This is a genomic window from Citrobacter freundii complex sp. CFNIH4, from assembly GCF_002934505.1.
Lineage (GTDB): Bacteria > Pseudomonadota > Gammaproteobacteria > Enterobacterales > Enterobacteriaceae > Citrobacter > Citrobacter freundii.
The window spans coordinates 3,215,859-3,237,078 of sequence record NZ_CP026231.1; the positions used below are offsets into that span (position 1 = coordinate 3,215,859).

A 21,220-nucleotide genomic window follows, 5' to 3' on the forward strand; every position below is an offset into this window, starting at 1 on the left:
GCGATTCCTTATTTCAGCGGCGAGTTTTTACGCTCGATGCTGTAGCGCTCAAGTTCTTTGTACGGCACGACTTTGCTCTTCTTCTTACGCACATCGACTACGGTCATACGGTCAGTACAGGAGTAGCAAGGATCGAGGCTACCGATAATCAGCGGTGCATCGGAAACGGTATTGCCACGCAGCATGTAGCGCAGCGTCGGCCAGTTGGCGTAGGTCGCCGCACGGCAGCGCCAGCGATACAGTTTCTGGTTGTCGCCGGTCATACTCCAGTGGATGTCATCTCCACGCGGCGCTTCAGCAAAGCCTAGTGCGAAACGGTGAGGAATATAGGTAAAGCCTTCTACCATCAGCGGACCGCCCGGCAGGTTATCCAGACCGAAGTCGATCATATTCAGTGCAGTGTAGACTTCATTAATACGAACTTTCAGACGAGAAATAACGTCGCAGCCCTGCTCGCTATGAACTTCCATCGGCAGCAGACCATAGCCGACAAACGGGTGATCGGCGCGGGTGTCACGCGCGTGGCCGCTGGCGCGAACCATCGGGCCGACGTTACTGAAGTCACGGGCAATTTCCGGATCCAGACGACCAATACCAACGGTACGCTGTTCCATGTTCGGCGTGCTGAGCAGCATATCGACCAGTTCCTGCACGTCACGACGCATCTGCTGCGCCAGTTGACGGGTCTGGATCATATCTTCTTTCAGCAGATCACGACGGATACCGCCGATCAGGTTCAGGCCGTAAGTCTTACGCGCCCCGGTGAGGATCTCCGCCATTTTCATCGACGTTTCACGCACGCGGAAGAACTGCATAAAGCCGGAGTCAAAACCGGTGAAGTGGCAGGCCAGACCAAGGTTCAGCAGATGCGAGTGCAGACGTTCCACTTCCAGCAAAATGGCGCGGATCATCTGCGCACGTTCCGGCACCACGATGCCCATCGCATTCTCAACGGAGGTGGTGTAGGCGGTGCTATGCGCAAAGCCGCAGATGCCACACACGCGATCTGACAGGAACGTCACCTCGTTGTAACCCATACGGGTTTCCGCCAGTTTCTCCATGCCACGGTGGACATAGAACAGACGGTAGTCGGCATCGATAATGTTCTCGCCGTCCACGAACAGGCGGAAGTGACCGGGTTCATCGGAGGTGACGTGCAACGGGCCAATCGGCACCACGTTATTTTTCTTGTCGCCCAGTTCGTTGATGAACTCGTAGGTTTCAGCATCGGTAGTCGGCGCCGGGCGCTGACGATAATCCATGCTGTCTTTACGCAGCGGATAGAGTTCGTCCGGCCAGTCATCGGGCAGTACCAGACGACGCTCATCCGGCAAACCTACCGGGATCAAACCGTACATATCGCGCACTTCGCGCTCGCCCCAGACCGCAGCCGGAACGCGCGGCGTGACGGATGGGAACTCCAGCTTATTGGCATCGACTTCAACGCGGACGGTTATCCAGCATTTGGTGCCCTGCTCCATCGACATCACATAATAAACAGCGTAATGGCCGCACAGCTGGCGTTCGTCGTTACCAAACAACACGGACAACCAGCCGCCCTGTTTGTAGTACAGGAACTCCACCACTTCCGGCAGGTAGTTCACCTTGACGGTGATCGTCAGCTGATCTTTGGTCTGCCAGGCTTCATCCAGCACCACGCCCGGAAAGGCCTGATGCAGCGCAGCGAGATATTGTTGACCTAATTTTTCTTCAGACATGCTCAAACTCTCTTAAATCACGCCACCAGCAAGGAGACGAACGCTAAAAACGCAAACCCAAAACCGGCCCAGGTGACGCGTGAAGTGGCGCAAAAACGCAGACGCGCCATGCTGTTTTCGAACAGGGCGATGACCAGCACGCCGAGGACCAGCTTGACGACGGCAATCACCAGCGCCAACAGCAGCCCACCCGCGGTGAAGGTTTCCATCTGTCCCCACGGCAGGAACACACCAACGAACATTTGCAGAACGACCAGTTGCTTGAGGCTAATGCCCCATTTCAGCACGGCAAAACCGCTGCCGCTGTATTCAGTCAATGGACCTTCCTGCAGCTCTTGCTCTGCTTCTGCCAGATCGAATGGCAGTTTGCCCATTTCGATAAAGGTGGCGAAAGCACAGGCGCACAGTGCCAGAATCAGCGGGATGCTGCGCGCAGCAGGCCAGTGGTAAATGGTATCGGCGATATTGCTGATATGGGTTGAACCCGCAACCTGTGCCGCTACCCACAGCCCCAGCAACAGGATAGGTTCAACCAGCACGCCGAGCATCGCTTCACGGCTGGCACCAATGGCGGTAAACGGGCTACCGGTATCCAGTCCCGCGATAGAGAAGAAAAAACGGGCAATGGCGAACAGGTAAATTAAGGTGATCAGATCGCCCAGTTGCGGCAGCGGTGAGCCAACGGTCACTACCGGTAGCGCAGTGGCGATAGTCAGCATCACGCCCACCATCACAAACGGCGTCAAGCGGAAGACCCAACTGGAATCCGCAGGCGCAATGCTCTGACGGCCCAGCAGTTTGATAATGTCGCGGTATTCCTGCAAAACGCCCGGACCGCGGCGATTGTGCAAACGCGCGCGCGCCACGCGGGTAACGCCGGACAGCAGCGGCGCAACGGCAAACAGCACCAGCGCCTGAATTAACGGATATAAAACACTCATTTTCAGGCTCCTCGTGAAACCACAATCACCACCAGCACCGCCAGCTCAATCAGCGCCAGGCGACGGAACAGCACCGGCGCAGCCGCATTCTGCCAGCCCGGAACCAGTGATACCGGATTCAACCACTTACGCAGTTTGAGTACCGGGGCAAAGGCTTCTTTCACCGGCATGGCAAAACCGTGCGCGGTAATGACCATTGACTGCTCGTGATCGTAACCACACACCCATGCCGCACCGCGTGAACGCGACGGCAGACGGTTGCCTTTGAAAATTGCCATGATGATGAACGGCAGCAGCGGACATGCGATCAGCAGCAGCGTGATCATTGGCTGAGAAACGGTGGTGTTCGCAGTTTCCAGCGGCAGCGGAACGGCAGAGGAGATCATCGGCAGCAGCCACGGCGCAGCCACGCCGCCGATCACGCAACAGATAGCCAGCGCAACGACGCTCACACCCATCAGGATTGGCGCGCAGCAGGCGTTTTCAGCTTCCTTCGTGCGCGGTGCACCAAGGAACGTTACGCCATAGACTTTCGCCATACACATCACCGCCAGCGCGCCGGTAATTGCCAGCCCAACCGCCAGCAACGGCCCTAACAGACGACCGACAAACGCCCCGCTGTTACCCAGCTTGAAGAAGGATTGATAGATAACCCACTCACCGGCAAAACCGTTCAGCGGCGGCAGCGCGGCCATCGCCATCAGGCCAACCAGCATCGCCAGAGAGATAACCGGCATGCGTTTGCCGATACCGCCCAGTTTTTCGATATCACGATGACCGGTACGGAACCAGATGCTGCCTGCGCCCAGGAATAGAACGCTTTTGAAAAGGCTGTGGTTTACCAGGTGGTACAGACCGCCGGTCAAACCCAGCGCAATCAGCGCCGGTTGATTCAGGGAAATCCCGGTCACGCCAGCGCCTAGCCCCAGCAGAATAATGCCGATGTTTTCCAGCGTGTGGTACGCCAGCAGGCGCTGGATATTGTGTTCCATCAGCGCATACAGACCGCCAACAAATGCGGTGATCATGCCCAACACCAGCAGCGTAATTCCCCACCACAGCGGCGCATTACCGCCCAGCAGCGACAGGGAGAGAATACCCAGTAGACCGACCTTCATGACCACGGTAGAGAACAGTGCCGCAGCCGGTGCGCTGGCATTGGCGTGTGCCTGTGGCACCCAACCATGCAGAGGAATAATCCCGGCCAGCAGGCCAAAACCTGCCACGCCCAGCAGCCAGATATCAGACCCGAGCGGCAGCTCCTGGGTGCGCAGGTCTAGCAGACGCAGCTCCAGAGTGCCGTAACGTTGCCACACAAGGTAGCAGGCAACCGCCAGCAGCAGCGTACCAATACGCCCCAGCGCAAACCACAGTTTGCCTTCTTTACTGCATCCGGTGAGGAACACGGCACACAGCGCCATGATTTCCGCCATCACCACCAGCGTACCGAGGTTGCTGGCAACCACCGCACATACCGCCGCGGCCATCAGCAGATTCACCAGCAGGCCGTTAGCTTTCACCTGCGGATGACGATGCCAGTCAATGTTGTACAGGCTGACAAACAGGCCGCACAGTCCCAGCGTAATCAGCCAGATAGCATTCAGTGGAGTAATTTGCAGACTGTGCCCAATAAACGGCATCACGCCGCTCACCGCCAGCGCATTAGTCAGAACGGTAAAACCCGCGGCTGCCGTACACAAGCTGCCGACCGCACCGCCAACTCCAGCAATCCAGCCGCTCAGCGATTTATGAAATGAAAACAGAAATGCCAGAACCGCAGCCGCTGTAAACCAGGCCACGCCGCTGTTAATCAGTGAAATTGCGCTCATTTTGCATCCCCACTCTGAGCCTGCTGAAACAAGGTGAGATCGCCGAAATCGGTATTGAAAGTCAGCTCACGCTTACGTTTGCTGGCGCGGGCGATATCCATGTTGCTCACCAGGTGCAGGGCTTTGGTCGGACACATGCGCACGCAGGCCGGACCAAGCTCGTCAAAACTGCACAGATCGCATTTCACCGCGATGGCACGAACGCCAGGAACCCAGTCCAACAGCGAACTCACGCGAGCAGGCGCTGGCGGAGCCGGAGGCGCTTTTGGCGTATTGGCGTTTGCCGGGATATGCAGCGGACGGCTACCGGAAAACTCTATCGCGCCAAACGGACAAGCGATCCCGCACAGTTTGCAGCTTACGCACAGGCTTTCATTCAGCTGTACGGCGCCATCAACGCGGTTAATGGCATTAACCGGACACACGGTGGCGCAAGGCGCATCTTCACACTGGTGGCAAAGCTGCGGCGCGGATTCTTTTTCATTTAACATCACTTTCAGGCGCGGCATTGACTGTAGGCCATGCTGGCGATGAGTCTCTGAGCAGGCGGCTTCACAGGTGTGGCAGCCAATACAAAGAGTGGAGTCAGCAATTACAAAACGATTCACCAGGCATTCCTCAGGTGATAGTCATTTTTGACGAAAACATGTCTGCAAAATGTCATTTCGACATTTTTCGACATGCCCATTCCCTAAAACATCGTGACGCAGTATATAAACCGCATCATGACAAAGTGGACAGCACCTGAGGCTTAAGCCGGGCTATGTCCCTCAACCAGTTGGCTTAAATTCACCGGCATATTGTTCTCAACCGCGGTGTACAGGCTGTCGTAGACGGTGGCGATTTTCTCGAGATAGTGCTCCAGCACCTGTTCGCGATCGCGGTTACTGAAACGCTCATCGACTTGACCGTCGATGGTCAACTGTGCCTGTGCAATCAGTTGCTTATCATCACCATCTTTTGTTTCGACGTAGTACTCGATGGTGTGGCTATTGAAGCCATCCGCCAGCGTGACGTAGATAGTGAAGTGTTCAAAAAGGACAAAGCAGAGATCTTTGTCCGGCGCACAGCTCATTGCATGATGCAAACGCGCTTTCGACAGGGTGATCCCCTGAACCAGCGAGTTGCAGTAAATACGCCACTGGTCCTGTAGGCGACGATGCCGTTCAGCGATGTAATCGGCTTTTTCGCTTATTTCCCAAATAGTCATGTCAGGTTACCCGTTTAGCAGAGATGAACAGCCTTAAGCACATTTCATGCCAAAATTAAATTACTTAATTTTCATATAGATAAAAAATAAAAGGCGGGTGACGACATGTCATTTCGTCATTGTCGTCATTGTCACGAATGAAAAAATTCAACCTGGCATGCTTATTGCTTTTGATACGGCAACTTCACAGGAGGCGGTATGCACGAAATAACCCTCTGCCAACGGGCACTGGAATTGATTGAACAACAGGCCACGCAACACGGTGCTCAGCGAGTAACTGGGGTCTGGCTCAAAATTGGCGCATTTTCTTGCGTAGAAACCAGCGCTCTCTCCTTTTGTTTTGATCTGGTATGCCGCGGGACCCTTGCAGAAGGTTGTAAACTCCACCTCGAAGAACAAGAAGCCGAATGTTGGTGCGAATCTTGTCAACAATACGTCACATTACTGACGCAACGCGTGCGCCGATGTCCGCAATGCAACAGCGATATGCTGAGAATTGTGGCCGATGACGGCTTACAGATTCGACGTATTGAAATAGATCAGACTCCAGCGCCGGATGGCGACGCTTAAGCGTTTTATCCAGCCTACAGAAAGAGCTCGTTTGTAGGCCGGATAAGGCAACGCAGTCATCCGGCAACAGATGTATCGCAAGTAAAAAGATCAGGAGTGAGCGATGTGTACGACATGTGGTTGCGCTGAAGGCAACCTATATATAGAGGGTGATGAGCATAATCCCCACTCGGCGTTTCGCAGCGCGCCATTTGCCCCAGCGGCTCGTCCAGCGCTGAATATTACCGGTGTGAAGACCTCAAATTTCACACCGAGCCAGACCGAAGAAGGCGATTTGCACTACGGTCACGGTGAGGCAGGAACCCACGCACCAGGTATGAGCCAACGCCGTATGCTGGAAGTGGAAATTGACGTACTGGACAAAAACAACCGCCTGGCCGAACGCAACCGTGCCCGCTTTGCGGCCCGTCAGCATCTGGTGCTGAACCTTGTTTCAAGCCCGGGCTCCGGTAAAACCACGCTGCTGACCGAAACGCTGAAGAAGCTGAAAGATAGCGTGCCGTGCGCCGTTATTGAAGGTGACCAGCAGACGGTGAACGATGCTGCCCGTATTCGCGCCACAGGCACGCCCGCCATTCAGGTCAACACCGGTAAAGGTTGCCACCTTGACGCACAAATGATCGCTGACGCCGCGCCGCGTTTGCCGCTTGACGATAACGGCATTCTGTTCATTGAAAACGTCGGCAACCTGGTCTGCCCGGCCAGCTTCGACCTCGGCGAGCGCCATAAAGTGGCCGTGCTTTCCGTCACCGAAGGTGAAGACAAACCGCTGAAATATCCACATATGTTTGCCGCCGCATCGCTGATGCTGCTCAACAAAGTGGATCTGCTACCGTACCTCAATTTTGACGTTGAAAAATGCATCGCCAGCGCCAGGGAAGTAAATCCGGAAATTGAGATCATCCTGATTTCCGCCACCAGCGGCGAAGGGATGGAACAATGGATCTCCTGGCTGGAGAATCAGCGATGTGCATAGGTGTTCCGGGTCAAATCCGCACCATTGACGGCAACCAGGCTAAAGTCGACGTTTGCGGTATTCAGCGCGACGTCGATCTAACGCTGGTCGGTAGCTGCGATGAGCATGGCCAACCCCGTTTGGGCCAGTGGGTACTGGTCCACGTCGGCTTTGCCATGAGCATCATTAATGAAGCAGAAGCGCGCGACACGCTCGATGCGCTGCAAAACATGTTTGACGTTGAGCCGGATGTCGGCGCGTTGCTGTACGGCGAGGAAAAATAAATGCGTTTTGTTGACGAATACCGCGCACCAGAGCAGGTGATGCAACTGATAGAGCACCTGTCTGAACGTGCCGCCCACCTCCCCTACACGGCTGAACGCCCACTGCGCATCATGGAAGTTTGTGGTGGTCATACCCACGCTATCTTCAAATTCGGCCTCGACCAGTTGCTACCGGAAAACGTGGAGTTTATTCATGGTCCAGGTTGCCCGGTTTGCGTTCTGCCGATGGGTAGAATCGACAGCTGTGTAGAAATCGCCAGCCATCCAGAAGTGATTTTCTGCACCTTTGGTGATGCGATGCGCGTCCCGGGTAAGCAAGGCTCCCTGCTGCAAGCCAAGGCGCGCGGTGCAGATATCCGTATCGTCTATTCACCGATGGATGCGCTGAAGCTGGCACAGGAAAACCCAACGCGTAAGGTGGTGTTCTTTGGTCTGGGTTTTGAAACCACAATGCCAACGACCGCTATCACTCTGCAACAGGCAAAGCAGCGTGACGTGCAGAACTTTTACTTTTTCTGCCAGCACATCACGCTTATCCCTACGCTGCGCAGCCTGCTGGAACAGCCGGACAACGGTATTGACGCCTTTTTAGCACCAGGCCACGTCAGCATGGTGATTGGCACAGATGCCTATAATTTCATTGCTTCAGACTTCCATCGTCCGTTAGTGGTCGCCGGTTTTGAACCGCTCGATCTCCTGCAAGGCGTGGTGATGTTAATTGAGCAGAAAATTGCCGCGCACAGCCAGGTAGAAAACCAGTACCGCCGCGTGGTACCGGATGCCGGTAACGCGTTAGCGCAACAGGCCATCGCCGAGGTGTTCTGCGTCAATGGCGACAGCGAATGGCGCGGTCTGGGCGTTATCGAATCCTCTGGCGTTCACCTGACGCCTGACTATCAGCGCTTTGATGCCGAAGCCCATTTCCAGCCAGCGCCGCAACAGGTGTATGACGATCCGCGCGCGCGTTGTGGGGAAGTGCTGACGGGCAGATGTAAACCACATCAGTGCCCATTATTTGGCAAAACGTGTAACCCGGAGAGCGCGTTTGGCGCCCTGATGGTCTCCTCAGAAGGCGCATGTGCCGCCTGGTATCAGTATCGTCAGCAGGAGTGTGAAGCATGAGCAGCGTACAACTCGCCCACGGTAGCGGCGGTCAGGCTATGCAGCAGTTGATCAACAGTCTGTTTATGGAGGCATTCGCGAATCCGTGGCTGGCGGAACAAGAAGATCAGGCACGTCTGGAACTGGCGCAACTGGTCGCTGAAGGCGATCGTCTGGCGTTTTCAACCGACAGCTATGTTATCGATCCGTTGTTCTTCCCGGGCGGTAATATCGGCAAGCTGGCTATCTGTGGTACGGCTAACGACGTGGCGGTCAGCGGCGCGATCCCGCGCTATCTCTCCTGCGGTTTTATCCTCGAAGAAGGTTTACCAATGGAGACGCTGAAAACCGTCGTTAACAGCATGGCGGCAACCGCGCGCGAAGCGGGTATCGCCATCGTCACCGGCGACACCAAGGTTGTACAGCGCGGCGCGGCGGACAAACTTTTTATCAACACCGCCGGAATGGGCGCGATCCCCGCCAACATTCACTGGGGCGCACAAACCCTGAGCGTGGGCGATGTGCTGCTGGTCAGCGGTACGCTTGGCGATCACGGCGCAACCATCCTTAACCTACGCGAACAGTTGGGTCTGGATGGCGAACTGGTCAGCGACTGTGCGGTATTGACGCCGCTTATCCAGACGCTACGTGATATTCCCGGCGTCAAGGCGCTGCGTGACGCCACCCGTGGCGGCGTGAATGCGGTAACGCATGAATTTGCCGCATCATGCGGGTTTGGCATTGAGCTGTCTGAAGCGGCCCTGCCCGTGAAGCCCGCGGTGCGTGGCGTTTGCGAACTGCTGGGACTGGATGCGCTCAACTTTGCTAACGAAGGTAAGCTGGTGATTGCCGTTGAGCGTCAGGCCGCTGAAACGGCGCTTGCCGCGCTGCGCGCGCATCCATTAGGACGCGATGCCGCAATGATTGGCGAAGTGGTAGAACGCAAAGGTGTGCGTCTGGCCGGACTTTACGGCGTGAAACGAACCCTCGATTTACCACACGCCGAACCTTTACCTCGTATATGCTAACTGCCCATTAGCAGCAACGTGTAGGCCGGATAAGCGAAATCGCTATCCGGCAATAATTTACGACTTATACCTATAATTCATTTACCGTTTTCGCACCGTTCTGCGGTGCTTTTCCTGGAAAAGCAATATGTCGTATACACCGATGAGTGACCTCGGACAGCAAGGCCTGTTCGATATTACTCGTACATTATTACAGCAGCCCGATCTCCCGTCTCTTAGCGAGGCGCTTTCGCAGCTGGTCAAGCGTTCAGCGCTGGCCGACTGTGCGGCTATTGTCTTATGGCAGGCACAAACGCAGCGTGCGCGTTATTTTGCGACGCGTGAAAATGGTAAACCCATCGATTACGAAGACGAAACGGTACTGGCCCATGGCCCGGTACGCCGTATTTTGTCTCGCCCCGATGCGCTGCACTGCAACTATCATGAGTTTACGGAAACCTGGCCACAGTTGGCTTCAGGTGGACTGTATTCTGAATTTGGCCACTACTGCCTGCTGCCGCTGGCGGCGGATGGGCGTATCTTTGGCGGTTGCGAGTTCATCCGTAATGAAGATCGTCCATGGAGTGAAAAAGAATATAACCGTCTACAGACCTTCACCCAGATAGTCGGCGTCGTTGCTGAACAAATTCAAAGCAGGGTCAGCAACAACGTCGATTACGATCTGTTGTGCCGCGAGCGTGATAACTTTCGCATCCTGGTCGCCATCACCAATGCGGTACTCTCCCGCCTGGACATTGACGAACTGGTCAGCGAAGTCGCCAAAGAGATCCATCACTACTTCGACATTGATGCCATCAGCATCGTGTTACGCAGCGATCGTAAAAACAAGCTCAGCATTTATTCCACCCACTATCTGGATGAACATCATCCAGCGCACGAACAAAGTGAAGTGGATGAAGCAGGTACGCTTTCCGAACGCGTGTTCAAAAGCAAAGAGATGCTGCTGATTAATCTGAGCGAACGCGATACGCTCGCTCCTTACGAACGGATGCTGTTCGAAACCTGGGGCAACCAGCTACAAACCCTGTGTCTGTTACCGCTGATGTCCGGCAATACTATGCTCGGCGTACTCAAGCTGGCACAGTGCGAAGAGAAAGTTTTCACTACCGCTAACCTCAAGCTATTGCGCCAAATTGCCGAGCGTGTGGCAATTGCCGTGGATAACGCGCTTGCGTATCAGGAGATTCACCGCCTGAAAGAACGTCTGGTAGATGAAAACCTGGCGCTGACTGAACAACTCAACAATGTAGAGAGTGAGTTCGGCGAAATCATTGGCCGCAGCGAAGCGATGTACAGCGTACTCAAGCAGGTCGAAATGGTGGCGCAAAGCGACAGCACCGTCCTGATTCTGGGTGAGACCGGAACGGGTAAAGAGCTGATCGCACGGGCCATTCACAACCTGAGCGGACGTAACGCCCGTCGGATGGTGAAGATGAACTGCGCGGCAATGCCTGCCGGATTACTGGAAAGCGATCTGTTTGGTCATGAGCGTGGCGCGTTTACCGGCGCCAGCACGCAGCGGATTGGTCGTTTCGAGCTGGCAGATAAAAGTTCGCTGTTCCTCGATGAAGTTGGCGATATGCCGCTGGAGCTTCAGCCTAAGCTACTGCGCGTTCTGCAAGAGCAGGAGTTTGAACGTCTGGGCAGTAATAAGCTGATCCAGACCGACGTGCGCTTGATCGCCGCCACTAACCGCGATCTGAAAAAGATGGTCGCCGATCGCGAGTTTCGTAACGATCTCTACTATCGACTGAACGTCTTCCCGATCCATCTGCCGCCGCTGCGTGAGCGCCCGGAAGATATCCCGCTGCTGGTGAAAGCTTTCACCTTTAAAATTGCTCGCCGGATGGGGCGCAATATCGACAGCATTCCCGCCGAGGCGCTGCGTACGCTGAGCAGCATGGAGTGGCCGGGCAACGTGCGCGAGCTGGAAAACGTGGTGGAGCGCGCGGTTCTGCTTACCCGAGGCAACGTACTGCAACTGTCCCTTCCGGATATTGCCGCGTTGATGCCGTCTACGCCTCCGGTGGCAACCGAAGTCGCACAGGACGGCGAAGATGAATACCAGTTGATCATGCGCGTTCTGAAAGAGACCAACGGCGTGGTTGCCGGTCCCAAAGGCGCGGCACAACGGCTGGGGCTGAAACGTACAACGTTACTCTCACGCATGAAGCGATTGGGTATTGATAAGGATGCACTGGTTTAGCCAGTGTGGCTATACTGGGTGATATCTCAACGAAAGGAGGCAATATGGCGGTATCAGCACGTAATCAATTAACCGGTACAGTGAGCGCAGTCGCTACAGGCGCAGTGAATGATGAAGTTGAACTGACGCTGGCTGGCGGCGCAAAACTGGTCGCGATTGTGACCCATAGTAGTCAGCAGGCACTGGGTCTGGCGAAAGGAAAAGAAGCCATTGCGCTGATCAAAGCGCCGTGGGTGACGCTGGCGACTGAAGACTGTGGCCTGAAATTCTCTGCCCGTAACCAATTTGCCGGTAGCGTTTCACAGGTAACCGAAGGCGCCGTTAACGCCACCGTACACATCAAAACTGATGCCGGTTTTGACATTGTCGCGGTCGTGACGAACGAAAGTCAGCAAGAGATGAAACTGAGTCAGGGAAGCCGGGTCATCGCGCTGATCAAAGCCTCGGCCATTCTGATTGCCACCAAAGCGTAATCGCCATTCATCACCGCATGGCCAGATTGCCCGATGGCGCTACGCTTATCGGATTTACACAACGGTTCCGTTTACCTTGTAGGCCGGATAAGGCGCAGCCGCCATCCGGCATAGAATTGTTACATTACTTCTTACGCTGGTATTTCTCTGGCAATTCCGGGACAGGGCGTTTGTCATCAATCAGATGACGCACGGTCAGAATCGGATGACGCCAGAGCATTCTTGGCCCAGCCCAACGCATAATTTGCTTCATCTCTTCGCGTTTACCAGGTTGATAGCAGTGCACCGGACACTGCTTACAGGCTGGTTTTTCCTCGCCAAACACGCACTTATCGAGGCGCTTTTGCGCATAGGCAAACAACGCATCGTAATGCCCCGGCTCGTCTGAAGCCTGCGGACACTGGCGCTCGTAGAGTGAGATCATTCTCTGGATCGTCATTTTTTCACGTGCAATACGTTTGCCGGACATGATGCCTCCATAGTTAAGTTGCATAAATAATACACCTTAACTAAGCACAGGACTATTGCTGGAGGTCATCCATTCCTTAGCACCCTACGCAAATAAGAATTATTTTCATTTATTTATGCCATGTGCTATATAACATAGCAAAGGCTATATTCGATGATAAATTAACCATTTTGTTGTGAGGGATACTATGCCGCATCTGCCCCATCTCAAGTCATTTCTCCTTGCCAGCGCGTTAACGGCGCTGATGCTGTCACCCGCCTGGGCGAAAGAAAAATTTAAAGTGGTAACCACCTTTACGGTGATTGCCGATATGGCAAGCAATGTAGCAGGTGATGCGGCGGACGTTAGTTCTATCACCAAACCGGGGGCTGAAATTCACGAATATCAACCAACCCCAGGTGATATTAAACGGGCGCAAGGCGCACAGCTTATTCTCTCCAACGGTCTTAACCTCGAACTATGGTTTGCCCGCTTCTACCAAAATTTGTCCGGCGTACCAGAAGTGATGGTCTCAAACGGCGTCCAGCCAATGGGTATCAGCGAAGGGCCGTACAACGGCAAACCGAACCCGCATGCCTGGATGTCAGCGGAGAACGCACTCATCTACGTGGATAACATTCGCGATGCGCTGATGAAATACGATCCAGACAATGCCGCCACTTACCAGAAAAATGCACAGAATTATAAAGCGAAAATCCAGCAGACCCTGGCGCCGCTGCATGCTGAACTGGTAAAACTCCCCGCCGATAAACGCTGGCTGGTCACCAGTGAAGGCGCATTCTCCTACCTGGCACGTGATAACAGCCTGAAAGAGCTGTATCTGTGGCCGATCAATGCCGATCAGCAAGGTACGCCGAAGCAGGTACGCAAGGTAATCGATGCGATCAGAGAGCATCATATCCCAACGGTATTTAGCGAAAGCACCGTGTCCGACAAACCAGCGCGTCAGGTTGCCCGTGAATCTGGCGCGTATTACGGAGGCGTGCTGTATGTCGATTCGCTCAGCGCTGCCGATGGTCCGGTACCGACCTATCTGGATTTACTGCGCGTCACCACGCAAACCATTGTTAACGGCATCAACAAAGGTCTGGAGAGCCAACCATGAGTCACTCTGCGATTACCGTAAATCAGGTTACGGTGACGTATCGCAACGGTCATACCGCATTGCGGGACGCCACTTTTCAGGTTCCGGGCGGCTCAATTGCCGCTCTGGTCGGCGTAAACGGGTCGGGAAAATCAACGCTTTTTAAAGCGCTGATGGGTTTTGTCCGCCTGGCGCAAGGGGAAATCTCAATTCTGCAACAGCCGGTAAATAAGGCGCTCAAACAGAATCTGATCGCCTATGTCCCTCAGTCAGAAGAGGTGGACTGGTCGTTTCCGGTACTGGTGGAAGATGTGGTGATGATGGGACGCTTTGGCCATATGGGCTGGCTGCGTCGACCAAAACAGATCGACCACGCCTGCGTGGATGCGGCGCTGGCGCGGGTTGATATGCTGGACTATCGCCATCGTCAGATAGGTGAACTGTCCGGTGGGCAGAAAAAGCGAGTTTTTCTGGCAAGGGCCATCGCACAGGACGGACAGGTTATTTTACTGGATGAACCCTTCACCGGCGTGGATGTAAAAACCGAGGCCCGGATCATCGACCTGCTGCGTGAACTGCGTGATGAGGGTCGAACCATGCTGGTCTCTACCCATAATCTGGGATCCGTCACCGAGTTTTGTGATTACACGGTGATGATTAAGGGCACGGTGCTGGCAAGTGGACCAACCGATACCACCTTTACCCCCGAGAATCTCGAGCTGGCATTCAGCGGCGTACTGCGTCACGTTGCGCTGAGCGGCGGCGAACAACACGTGATTACCGACGATGAACGCCCGTTTATTTCGCGACGTGCGGCAAGCGAGGGGGAATAATCATGAACTGGCTGACAGAGCCGTTTAGTTACCAGTATATGCTCAACGCCATGTGGGTCTCGGCGATGGTCGGCGGCCTGTGCGCGTTTCTCTCCTGCTATTTGATGCTCAAAGGCTGGTCGCTGATCGGCGATGCGCTGTCGCACTCTATTGTTCCGGGCGTGGCAGGCGCTTATATGTTAGGGCTTCCCTTCGCGCTTGGCGCATTTCTTTCCGGTGGGCTGGCAGCGGGCAGTATGCTGTTTCTCAATCAACGTTCACGCCTGAAGGAAGATGCGATTATCGGGCTGATTTTTTCGTCTTTCTTCGGTATCGGGCTGTTTATGGTGTCGCTCAATCCGATGTCGGTGAACATCCAGACCATTATTCTCGGTAATATCCTGGCAATTGCGCCGGAAGATATTCTGCAACTGGCCATCATCGGGGTTATCTCGCTGACTATCCTGTTTTTGAAGTGGAAAGATCTGATGGTGGTCTTTTTTGATGAAAACCACGCGCGCTCTATCGGTTTGAATCCGGGCCGGTTGAAGCTGTTGTTTTTTACGCTGCTCTCCGTTTCAACGGTAGCCGCCCTGCAAACCGTCGGTGCATTTCTGGTGATTTGCCTGGTGGTTACGCCCGGAGCGACGGCCTGGCTGCTGACCGATCGTTTTCCACGCCTGCTCACCATCGCCGTAGCTATCGGCAGCCTGACCAGCTTTTTCGGCGCCTGGCTGAGCTACTGGCTGGACGGCGCAACCGGCGGAATTATCGTCGTTCTGCAAACATTGCTGTTCCTGCTGGCATTTGTCTTCGCACCAAAACATGGTCTGCTGGCGAATCGCCGACGCGCCCGACTGGTGAACAAGGAGTCAGTATGATCTTAACAACGCTATTAGAACCCTTTCAGTTTAGCTTTATGGTCAATGCGCTGGTTATCTCCACCATTGTCGCCGTGCCCTGCGCGCTGCTGTCGGTATTTTTAGTTCTCAAAGGCTGGGCGCTGATGGGCGATGCCATGAGCCACGCGGTTTTCCCGGGAATTGTACTGGCGTGGATTGCGGGTATCCCACTGGCAATTGGCGCATTTATCGCTGGATTGTTCTGCGCGATAGCAACTGGATACCTCGACGATAACAGCCGCATTAAGCGCGACACCATCATGGGCATTGTTTTCTCCGGGATGTTCGGTGCGGGACTGGTGCTGTATGTTTCCATTCAGTCGGAAGTCCATCTCGATCATATTCTGTTCGGCGATATGCTCGGTATATCACTGACCGATATCATGCAAACAATGGCGATCGCTTTGGGGATCGCGCTTATTATTGGGCTTAAGTGGAAAGATCTGCTACTGCATGCGTTCGACCCGCATCAGGCAAAGGCCAGTGGGCTTAACACTGCACTGCTACATTACGGCCTGCTGTGCATGATCGCCCTGACGATTGTCGCCACGCTAAAATCAGTAGGGATTATTTTGTCAATCTCCTTACTGATTGCGCCTGGCGCCATTGCGATTTTAATGACGCGGAAATATTCCCACGCCTTGTGGCTGGCGGTGATTATGTCGGTCGTTACCTCGTTTATGGGCGTGTACCTGTCTTTTTTCATCGACAGTGCACCGGCCCCCACCATCGTCGTACTATTTTCACTGCTGTTTGTGATGACCTTTATTTATTCCACCCTGCGCGATCGCCGTTTAGAACGGCAACGCCTGCATGATGTATAAATAATGCTTCATAATATGTCAGCTAATGATGTTTATGCCTCTAGAGCCTCGTTTCCACATCCTGACGGGTATTATCGTTATTCCATAAGATAAAAAAGAGCAACCACGAAATGAAAGAGTAATTTGATACAAACTTCACCGGCCACACCACAATGGTAAATTAGGGTGTGGCATTGATACTTGAAGTTCATCTGTTAAAGATAAAGAAATCGACTCATTAACCAGTTTTTAATTAACTATCTAATTTTATGATCATTATTTCTCCACTCACTGAAGAAATATAATCTGCAGGTTTATAGATAAATCCATACAACATCGGCAAAGCTCATATCACACCCCAGAAAATAATTAATAATTTTTTATTAAGCCATACTAGTGCGGGTTATGGCTCCAAAATCCTTCGCCGCACCAAACACCCCATAACTGAACCGTATATACACTCTAAGCATTCACGTACGCTCTTTGAGCTGCCTGGGCAGACATTAATCTCAAAGGTTAAATTACATCAACATCATTATTTAGCCTGCACTTCGGGAAATGATATCAGGCATAAAAGCAATACTGAGAGGTACTCGTCCCATATCATTAAAAAATGAAATTTAACGCTTCATAAGCAAACAAACAAAGAATAAAAAACTATAATCGCCAATTTTTTCGAATTATATAGCTAGAAAAATAAAAATACTGTTTCATGTCCGTCATCCAATCCGACCTGTAACCAGGCTCATTAATCAGGAAAGTTAATATGACGTTAAGAAAGACATACATGAAACTTGCTCTGGCTATTTTGTTCGAAATATTTGCAACAACTATGCTGGTCCTTTCTGAAGGATTTACTCGCATCCTTCCTTCTATTTTATCCATAATAGGGTATGGGCTTTGCTATTATATCCTAACTTATGTATTTCGCAGAATGCACCTTGGCGTTGCTTATGCGATCTGGTCTGGTGTGGGTATCGTCGCAGTAAATATAATTGGCGTGTTAAATTTCGGCTATTCAATAAGTGGCGGCCACTTACTGGGCATGTGGTTAATCGTCGCCGGAGTTATTGTTATTAATTTTTCCGCAAAATATAAAACGATGGAAAACACATGATTCAAATAATACTCATGAGTACAACATGGTTATTTATTGCCATTCTTACTGAAGTTTTTGGTACTGCCATGCTACCCAAAACCCGACATTTTCGGAGACTCGCCCCAACCATATTTTGTGCGTTAAGTTACGTAGTTTGTTTTTATGCCCTGGGGCAAGCAATGAAATTAATGACACCAGGTATCGCTTACGCAATCTGGTGTGGTATGGGCACAGTATTAATTACTGTGATAAGTAGTATTTATTACGACATGCATACCAGCATATTTGAAAAAGCAGGTATTGCACTGATCCTGAGTGGCACGCTGCTGATGGGATTTGCATAAAAGGAGTTATTAAATGGAAAAGCAACTTACCGATCGTATTGACGCCCTGAAAGCCCAATATTTCAGCGCAAAGCCGTTTATCTCTGTTTCAAGGGCACAGGCGGTTACAGAGGTCTATAAAAACAACCCCGGGCTGGATCTGATTATGTTACGGGCACTTGCCTTTCGGCGCGCCTGCGAACGGGCACCTTTATGGATTGCCGAGAATGAGCTTATTATCAGCCACCCGGCAGGCGGTCCGCGCGGTGGAGAAGTATCACCTGAGCTCAGCTGGCGCTGGGTAGCTGAAGAACTGGATACCGTAAAAGAGCGTAAACAGGATCCCTATCAGATAAGTGACAGCGCAAAGCGTATTCTCAGAGAAGAAATCTTCCCTTTTTGGCGCGGTCGCTCGCTGGATGAAATCGCGGAAACTCAACTCCGTCATGCAGGCCTCTGGGAATGGTGCAATGAATACGGCGTCTGCGACGTAACCATTAAAACCCAGAATGGCGGAGGTGATACCTGTCCGGGTTACGACACGTTATTACTGACAGAAGGTATGGGCGGTTTGCGTGACAGGGCTATTCACGCAATTGAACAGCTAAGTTTAACCTGCGCAGAAGATATGGAACGCCACCAATTTTATCTGGCAACGAAAGAGACCTGCGATGCGGTGATCCATTACGCCCATCGTTACAGCGACTACGCCGCACAACTGGCTGATGAACAAACCGATCCTCAACGCAGAGTAGAATTGAACCGTCTCGCTGACATTTGTCGCCGTGTACCTGAACACGCGCCGCGTAATTTTTATGAGGCGCTTCAGTCCCTGTGGATTGTACAGTCTCTGTTTTGTCTTGAAGAAAACCAGACCGGTATTTCACTGGGACGCGTCGATCAGTATCTCTGGCCATTACTGGAGCGTGACCTGGCAGAAGGGACATTGACTCATGCCCACGCAGAAGAATTACTGTGTTGCTGGATGATTAAAATGGCAGAGAGTTTGTGGATCTGTAGTGAGTCTACAGCAAAATATTTCGCTGGATATCAACCATTTATCAATATGGTTGTTGGCGGGCAAAAACGTGAGGGCGGCGATGCCACTAATCAGCTGACAATGATGATTATAGCCTGCTCACGGAAATTGAAAATTTATCAACCCAGCCTGGCTGTAAGGATACATAACCAGTCGCCGTGGCACTATCTGCGGGAAATTGTGGAAGTTATCCGCGGGGGAACGGGTTTTCCGGCCTGCCATTTCGATGACGCGCATATCAAAATGATGCTGCGCAAGGGATTTGATTATGAAGATGCACGTGATTATTGCCTGATGGGCTGTGTTGAGCCTCAAAAGTCCGGAAAAATGTATCAATGGACATCTGTAGGCTATACCACGTTTACTCGGCCACTGGAACTGGCGTTTAGTAATGGTTATGGGCCACAGGGTGAGCGTATCGGTCCTCAGACCGGCGAACTGACAGAGATGACCAGTTACAACGATTTTGAAGCGGCAGTAAAACAGCAACTGGCGGCTATTACGGCTAAAGCGGCCCAAGCCACACTCATCATTCAGAAGTTGCACAGACAGTATGCCCCAAAACCGCTTATTTCCTGCCTGATTGAGGGATGCCTGGAAAAAGGTCGCGATGTTACCGCGGGCGGAGCGTGGTTAAACAACGGCCCCGGGCTTATCTGGACAGGTCTGGCTGATTTAGCGAACGGGTTGATGGCCATTAAAAAAGTGGTGTATGAGCAAGAGCAGGTCACTTTGTCTGAGCTGGATGAAGTGTTGAAAGCCAATTTTGTTGGGCATGAAGCGCTTCGCCAGCGCTGCCTGCGAGCACCGAAATACGGCAATGATATTGCAGAAGTTGACGAACTGGCGCGTTCCCTTATTCATTACACTGAACAAGAGCATCGCCGCTATCACATGCTTTATGGCCGCTTCACGCATGGCACGCTATCTATTTCAAATAATACGCCGTTCGGACTGGCAACCGGTGCGTTACCTGGCGGCAGACTGGCTCATAAACCTCTGGCCGACGGAATAAGCCCATCGCAGCAAACCGATATCAATGGCCCGACGGCAGTGATTAACTCGGTGAGCAGGATAAACGTTGAAGAGATGGAAATCGGCATGGTGCATAACCTCAAACTAATGCACGGTATGTTGGAAAGCGATGAAGGCATTAATCAACTGATTAACCTGCTTCGCACCGCCAGTATGCTTGGTAATGGGCAAATGCAGTTTAGCTACGTCGATAATGAAGAGCTGAAGCGCGCGCAGGCACGTCCGGAGGAGTATCCGAATTTGATGATTCGTGTGGCCGGATATAGCGCATTTTTTATTGAACTCAGCCGTGAGGTGCAGGATGAAATCATTAGCCGTACCGTTCAACATGAATGCTGAGCCGCTAACAGGCCGCGTCTTTAATATTCAGCGCTTCTCGTTACATGATGGCCCGGGTATTCGCAGCGTCGTATTCCTTAAAGGATGTCAGATGAGCTGTATTTGGTGCGCGAATCCCGAAGGATTGCGTCAGGATAATGACGTGCTGTGGCGTGCCAGTAGTTGCCAGCACTGCGGGGCCTGCGTTGATGCCTGCCAGAAAGGTATTCATCAGTGGAGTAATAAGAATCACGTTATTGATCCCAGTATGTCGTGTGATGGCTGCCGTCTTTGTGAAGAAGCTTGCCCGTCCCAGGCGCTTAAGATTGTCGGACGTCAGATGTCAGTTGATGAGGTACATCAAGAGGTCGTAAAAGATGTAGCTTATTATCAGTTATCAGGAGGAGGCGTTACGCTCAGCGGCGGTGAAGTGATGCTTCAACCGGATTTTGCAGTCCAGGTACTACAAAACTTACGCCGGGAGGGTATCCATACCGCGGTGGAAACGGCAGGGTTCGCCCCCTGGTCAGCGGTTGAGAAAGTCAGCACTGTGGCTGATCTGGTGCTCTATGATCTCAAGCTGGCGGATGACACACTTCATCAACGATTTACCGGGGTCAGTAATATCCGTATTTTACGCAATCTTGAAAAATTACTGACGTTGAATACTCCAGTACGCCTGAGGATCCCAGTAATTCCCGGCGTTAACGATTCATCACATGAAATAAATAATATGCTCCTGCTTATCAGCAATCTTACTGCCGGAAAGACATCTTTTCAGGGTATTGATTTATTGCCTTACCATGCTTACGGCGTACAAAAATACTCACTGCTGGGACGCGATTACCCGGCCAGTACTATTATCAGGAAGGGTACAGAAAGTAATGGCGCAACATTCCTTCAGATTGCAAAAGACAGAGGAATCTCCGCTACGCTTTCAACCAGCCTGGTGGGTTAAAAGAACTGTGCCGCAATTGCACAACTTTGGCTTAACAACATTACTCATTTTTTCAGCAAACTG

21 protein-coding genes are annotated in these 21,220 nt (G+C 52.5%); 15 read left to right on the plus strand and 6 right to left on the minus strand.

Going from position 1 to position 21,220, the window contains the following annotated elements:
* Nucleotides 1–8: 8 nt before the first annotated feature.
* From hycE to hycA, 5 genes are all read right to left on the minus strand, one after another.
* A complete protein-coding gene (hycE, locus tag C2U41_RS16455; RefSeq protein WP_003037393.1) occupies nucleotides 9–1,718 on the minus strand; it encodes a formate hydrogenlyase subunit HycE in 1,710 nt (569 codons plus the stop codon).
* Between the two features lie 17 nt (nucleotides 1,719–1,735).
* Nucleotides 1,736–2,659: a respiratory chain complex I subunit 1 family protein gene (locus C2U41_RS16460; protein ID WP_003825914.1), complete on the minus strand. Its 924-nt coding sequence runs from the start codon at nucleotides 2,657–2,659 to the stop codon at nucleotides 1,736–1,738.
* Between the two features lie 2 nt (nucleotides 2,660–2,661).
* Nucleotides 2,662–4,488 carry a formate hydrogenlyase subunit 3 gene (hycC, locus tag C2U41_RS16465; RefSeq protein WP_003846592.1) on the minus strand — a complete coding sequence of 609 codons (1,827 nt, stop codon included), beginning with the start codon at nucleotides 4,486–4,488 and terminating at the stop codon, nucleotides 2,662–2,664.
* On the minus strand, nucleotides 4,485–5,096 hold the full coding sequence (gene hycB / locus C2U41_RS16470; RefSeq protein WP_003037401.1) for a formate hydrogenlyase subunit HycB: 612 nt from the start codon (nucleotides 5,094–5,096) through the stop codon (nucleotides 4,485–4,487). The genes hycC and hycB overlap by 4 nt, the downstream gene beginning before the upstream one ends.
* A 143-nt stretch (nucleotides 5,097–5,239) precedes the next feature.
* On the minus strand, nucleotides 5,240–5,698 hold the full coding sequence (gene hycA, locus C2U41_RS16475; protein WP_003840271.1) for a formate hydrogenlyase regulator HycA: 459 nt from the start codon (nucleotides 5,696–5,698) through the stop codon (nucleotides 5,240–5,242).
* A 198-nt stretch (nucleotides 5,699–5,896) separates the two neighbouring features.
* Here hycA and hypA point away from each other — a divergent pair, with 198 nt between their 5' ends.
* The 7 genes from hypA to C2U41_RS16510 all read left to right on the plus strand — a co-directional run bounded on the left by hypA (nucleotide 5,897) and on the right by C2U41_RS16510 (nucleotide 12,315).
* Complete coding sequence (hypA, locus tag C2U41_RS16480; RefSeq protein WP_003037406.1) at nucleotides 5,897–6,268, plus strand: hydrogenase maturation nickel metallochaperone HypA; 372 nt, start codon at nucleotides 5,897–5,899, stop codon at nucleotides 6,266–6,268.
* A gap of 103 nt (nucleotides 6,269–6,371) precedes the next feature.
* Nucleotides 6,372–7,244 carry a hydrogenase nickel incorporation protein HypB gene (gene hypB, locus C2U41_RS16485; protein WP_103848296.1) on the plus strand — a complete coding sequence of 291 codons (873 nt, stop codon included), beginning with the start codon at nucleotides 6,372–6,374 and terminating at the stop codon, nucleotides 7,242–7,244.
* A complete protein-coding gene (gene hypC, locus C2U41_RS16490; protein ID WP_003037411.1) occupies nucleotides 7,235–7,507 on the plus strand; it encodes a hydrogenase 3 maturation protein HypC in 273 nt (90 codons plus the stop codon). The genes hypB and hypC overlap by 10 nt, the downstream gene beginning before the upstream one ends.
* A complete protein-coding gene (gene hypD / locus C2U41_RS16495; protein ID WP_044699706.1) occupies nucleotides 7,508–8,629 on the plus strand; it encodes a hydrogenase formation protein HypD in 1,122 nt (373 codons plus the stop codon).
* Nucleotides 8,626–9,636 (plus strand): hydrogenase expression/formation protein HypE, encoded by a 1,011-nt coding sequence (hypE, locus tag C2U41_RS16500; protein ID WP_003037416.1) that lies wholly within the window; start codon nucleotides 8,626–8,628, stop codon nucleotides 9,634–9,636. The genes hypD and hypE overlap by 4 nt, the downstream gene beginning before the upstream one ends.
* Before the next feature lie 127 nt (nucleotides 9,637–9,763).
* A complete protein-coding gene (flhA, locus tag C2U41_RS16505; RefSeq protein ID WP_046670370.1) occupies nucleotides 9,764–11,842 on the plus strand; it encodes a formate hydrogenlyase transcriptional activator FlhA in 2,079 nt (692 codons plus the stop codon).
* A 44-nt stretch (nucleotides 11,843–11,886) separates the two neighbouring features.
* Complete coding sequence (locus tag C2U41_RS16510) at nucleotides 11,887–12,315, plus strand: TOBE domain-containing protein (protein ID WP_003037421.1); 429 nt, start codon at nucleotides 11,887–11,889, stop codon at nucleotides 12,313–12,315.
* A gap of 124 nt (nucleotides 12,316–12,439) precedes the next feature.
* Here C2U41_RS16510 and C2U41_RS16515 read toward each other — a convergent pair whose 3' ends face one another.
* Nucleotides 12,440–12,784 carry a nitrous oxide-stimulated promoter family protein gene (locus C2U41_RS16515; RefSeq protein WP_032938326.1) on the minus strand — a complete coding sequence of 115 codons (345 nt, stop codon included), beginning with the start codon at nucleotides 12,782–12,784 and terminating at the stop codon, nucleotides 12,440–12,442.
* A 187-nt stretch (nucleotides 12,785–12,971) separates the two neighbouring features.
* Here C2U41_RS16515 and C2U41_RS16520 point away from each other — a divergent pair, with 187 nt between their 5' ends.
* The 8 genes from C2U41_RS16520 to C2U41_RS16555 all read left to right on the plus strand — a co-directional run bounded on the left by C2U41_RS16520 (nucleotide 12,972) and on the right by C2U41_RS16555 (nucleotide 21,157).
* Nucleotides 12,972–13,889: a metal ABC transporter substrate-binding protein gene (locus tag C2U41_RS16520; RefSeq protein WP_032938328.1), complete on the plus strand. Its 918-nt coding sequence runs from the start codon at nucleotides 12,972–12,974 to the stop codon at nucleotides 13,887–13,889.
* Entirely contained in the window at nucleotides 13,886–14,701 is an 816-nt protein-coding gene (sitB, locus tag C2U41_RS16525; protein ID WP_003840297.1) for an iron/manganese ABC transporter ATP-binding protein SitB, read from the plus strand. The genes C2U41_RS16520 and sitB overlap by 4 nt, the downstream gene beginning before the upstream one ends.
* Nucleotides 14,702–14,703: 2 nt before the next feature.
* On the plus strand, nucleotides 14,704–15,561 hold the full coding sequence (gene sitC / locus C2U41_RS16530) for an iron/manganese ABC transporter permease subunit SitC (RefSeq protein WP_003037433.1): 858 nt from the start codon (nucleotides 14,704–14,706) through the stop codon (nucleotides 15,559–15,561).
* The gene (sitD, locus tag C2U41_RS16535; RefSeq protein ID WP_103848295.1) at nucleotides 15,558–16,406 is read left to right on the plus strand and encodes an iron/manganese ABC transporter permease subunit SitD; all 849 of its coding nucleotides are present in this window, start codon (nucleotides 15,558–15,560) and stop codon (nucleotides 16,404–16,406) included. Before sitC ends, sitD begins: the two co-directional genes overlap by 4 nt.
* A 766-nt stretch (nucleotides 16,407–17,172) precedes the next feature.
* The gene (locus C2U41_RS16540; protein WP_225623509.1) at nucleotides 17,173–17,502 is read left to right on the plus strand and encodes a DMT family transporter; all 330 of its coding nucleotides are present in this window, start codon (nucleotides 17,173–17,175) and stop codon (nucleotides 17,500–17,502) included.
* Nucleotides 17,499–17,828, plus strand: coding sequence for a DMT family transporter (locus C2U41_RS16545; protein WP_008322725.1), 330 nt, complete (start codon nucleotides 17,499–17,501; stop codon nucleotides 17,826–17,828). Before C2U41_RS16540 ends, C2U41_RS16545 begins: the two co-directional genes overlap by 4 nt.
* 13 nt (nucleotides 17,829–17,841) lie before the next feature.
* A complete protein-coding gene (gene cutC, locus C2U41_RS16550) occupies nucleotides 17,842–20,220 on the plus strand; it encodes a choline trimethylamine-lyase (protein ID WP_103848294.1) in 2,379 nt (792 codons plus the stop codon).
* Nucleotides 20,183–21,157 (plus strand): glycyl-radical enzyme activating protein, encoded by a 975-nt coding sequence (locus C2U41_RS16555; RefSeq protein WP_003037447.1) that lies wholly within the window; start codon nucleotides 20,183–20,185, stop codon nucleotides 21,155–21,157. The genes cutC and C2U41_RS16555 overlap by 38 nt, the downstream gene beginning before the upstream one ends.
* The last annotated feature ends 63 nt before the right edge of the window (nucleotides 21,158–21,220 follow it).

What these genes read in the sequence shown, in the direction of transcription:
- C2U41_RS16510 (WP_003037421.1), top strand. Translation starts at nt 11,887, where the DNA reads ATGGCGGTATCAGCACGTAATCAATTAACCGGTACAGTGAGCGCAGTC.
- C2U41_RS16520 (WP_032938328.1), top strand. Translation starts at nt 12,972, where the DNA reads ATGCCGCATCTGCCCCATCTCAAGTCATTTCTCCTTGCCAGCGCGTTA.
- cutC (WP_103848294.1), top strand. Translation starts at nt 17,842, where the DNA reads ATGGAAAAGCAACTTACCGATCGTATTGACGCCCTGAAAGCCCAATAT.
- sitC (WP_003037433.1), top strand. Translation starts at nt 14,704, where the DNA reads ATGAACTGGCTGACAGAGCCGTTTAGTTACCAGTATATGCTCAACGCC.
- hycC (WP_003846592.1), bottom strand. Translation starts at nt 4,488, where the DNA reads ATGAGCGCAATTTCACTGATTAACAGCGGCGTGGCCTGGTTTACAGCG.
- hypB (WP_103848296.1), top strand. Translation starts at nt 6,372, where the DNA reads ATGTGTACGACATGTGGTTGCGCTGAAGGCAACCTATATATAGAGGGT.
- C2U41_RS16515 (WP_032938326.1), bottom strand. Translation starts at nt 12,784, where the DNA reads ATGTCCGGCAAACGTATTGCACGTGAAAAAATGACGATCCAGAGAATG.
- C2U41_RS16540 (WP_225623509.1), top strand. Translation starts at nt 17,173, where the DNA reads ATGAAACTTGCTCTGGCTATTTTGTTCGAAATATTTGCAACAACTATG.
- C2U41_RS16545 (WP_008322725.1), top strand. Translation starts at nt 17,499, where the DNA reads ATGATTCAAATAATACTCATGAGTACAACATGGTTATTTATTGCCATT.
- C2U41_RS16460 (WP_003825914.1), bottom strand. Translation starts at nt 2,659, where the DNA reads ATGAGTGTTTTATATCCGTTAATTCAGGCGCTGGTGCTGTTTGCCGTT.
- C2U41_RS16555 (WP_003037447.1), top strand. Translation starts at nt 20,183, where the DNA reads ATGAAATCATTAGCCGTACCGTTCAACATGAATGCTGAGCCGCTAACA.
- hycA (WP_003840271.1), bottom strand. Translation starts at nt 5,698, where the DNA reads ATGACTATTTGGGAAATAAGCGAAAAAGCCGATTACATCGCTGAACGG.
- hypA (WP_003037406.1), top strand. Translation starts at nt 5,897, where the DNA reads ATGCACGAAATAACCCTCTGCCAACGGGCACTGGAATTGATTGAACAA.
- hypD (WP_044699706.1), top strand. Translation starts at nt 7,508, where the DNA reads ATGCGTTTTGTTGACGAATACCGCGCACCAGAGCAGGTGATGCAACTG.
- hypC (WP_003037411.1), top strand. Translation starts at nt 7,235, where the DNA reads ATGTGCATAGGTGTTCCGGGTCAAATCCGCACCATTGACGGCAACCAG.
- sitB (WP_003840297.1), top strand. Translation starts at nt 13,886, where the DNA reads ATGAGTCACTCTGCGATTACCGTAAATCAGGTTACGGTGACGTATCGC.
- hycE (WP_003037393.1), bottom strand. Translation starts at nt 1,718, where the DNA reads ATGTCTGAAGAAAAATTAGGTCAACAATATCTCGCTGCGCTGCATCAG.
- hypE (WP_003037416.1), top strand. Translation starts at nt 8,626, where the DNA reads ATGAGCAGCGTACAACTCGCCCACGGTAGCGGCGGTCAGGCTATGCAG.
- sitD (WP_103848295.1), top strand. Translation starts at nt 15,558, where the DNA reads ATGATCTTAACAACGCTATTAGAACCCTTTCAGTTTAGCTTTATGGTC.
- flhA (WP_046670370.1), top strand. Translation starts at nt 9,764, where the DNA reads ATGTCGTATACACCGATGAGTGACCTCGGACAGCAAGGCCTGTTCGAT.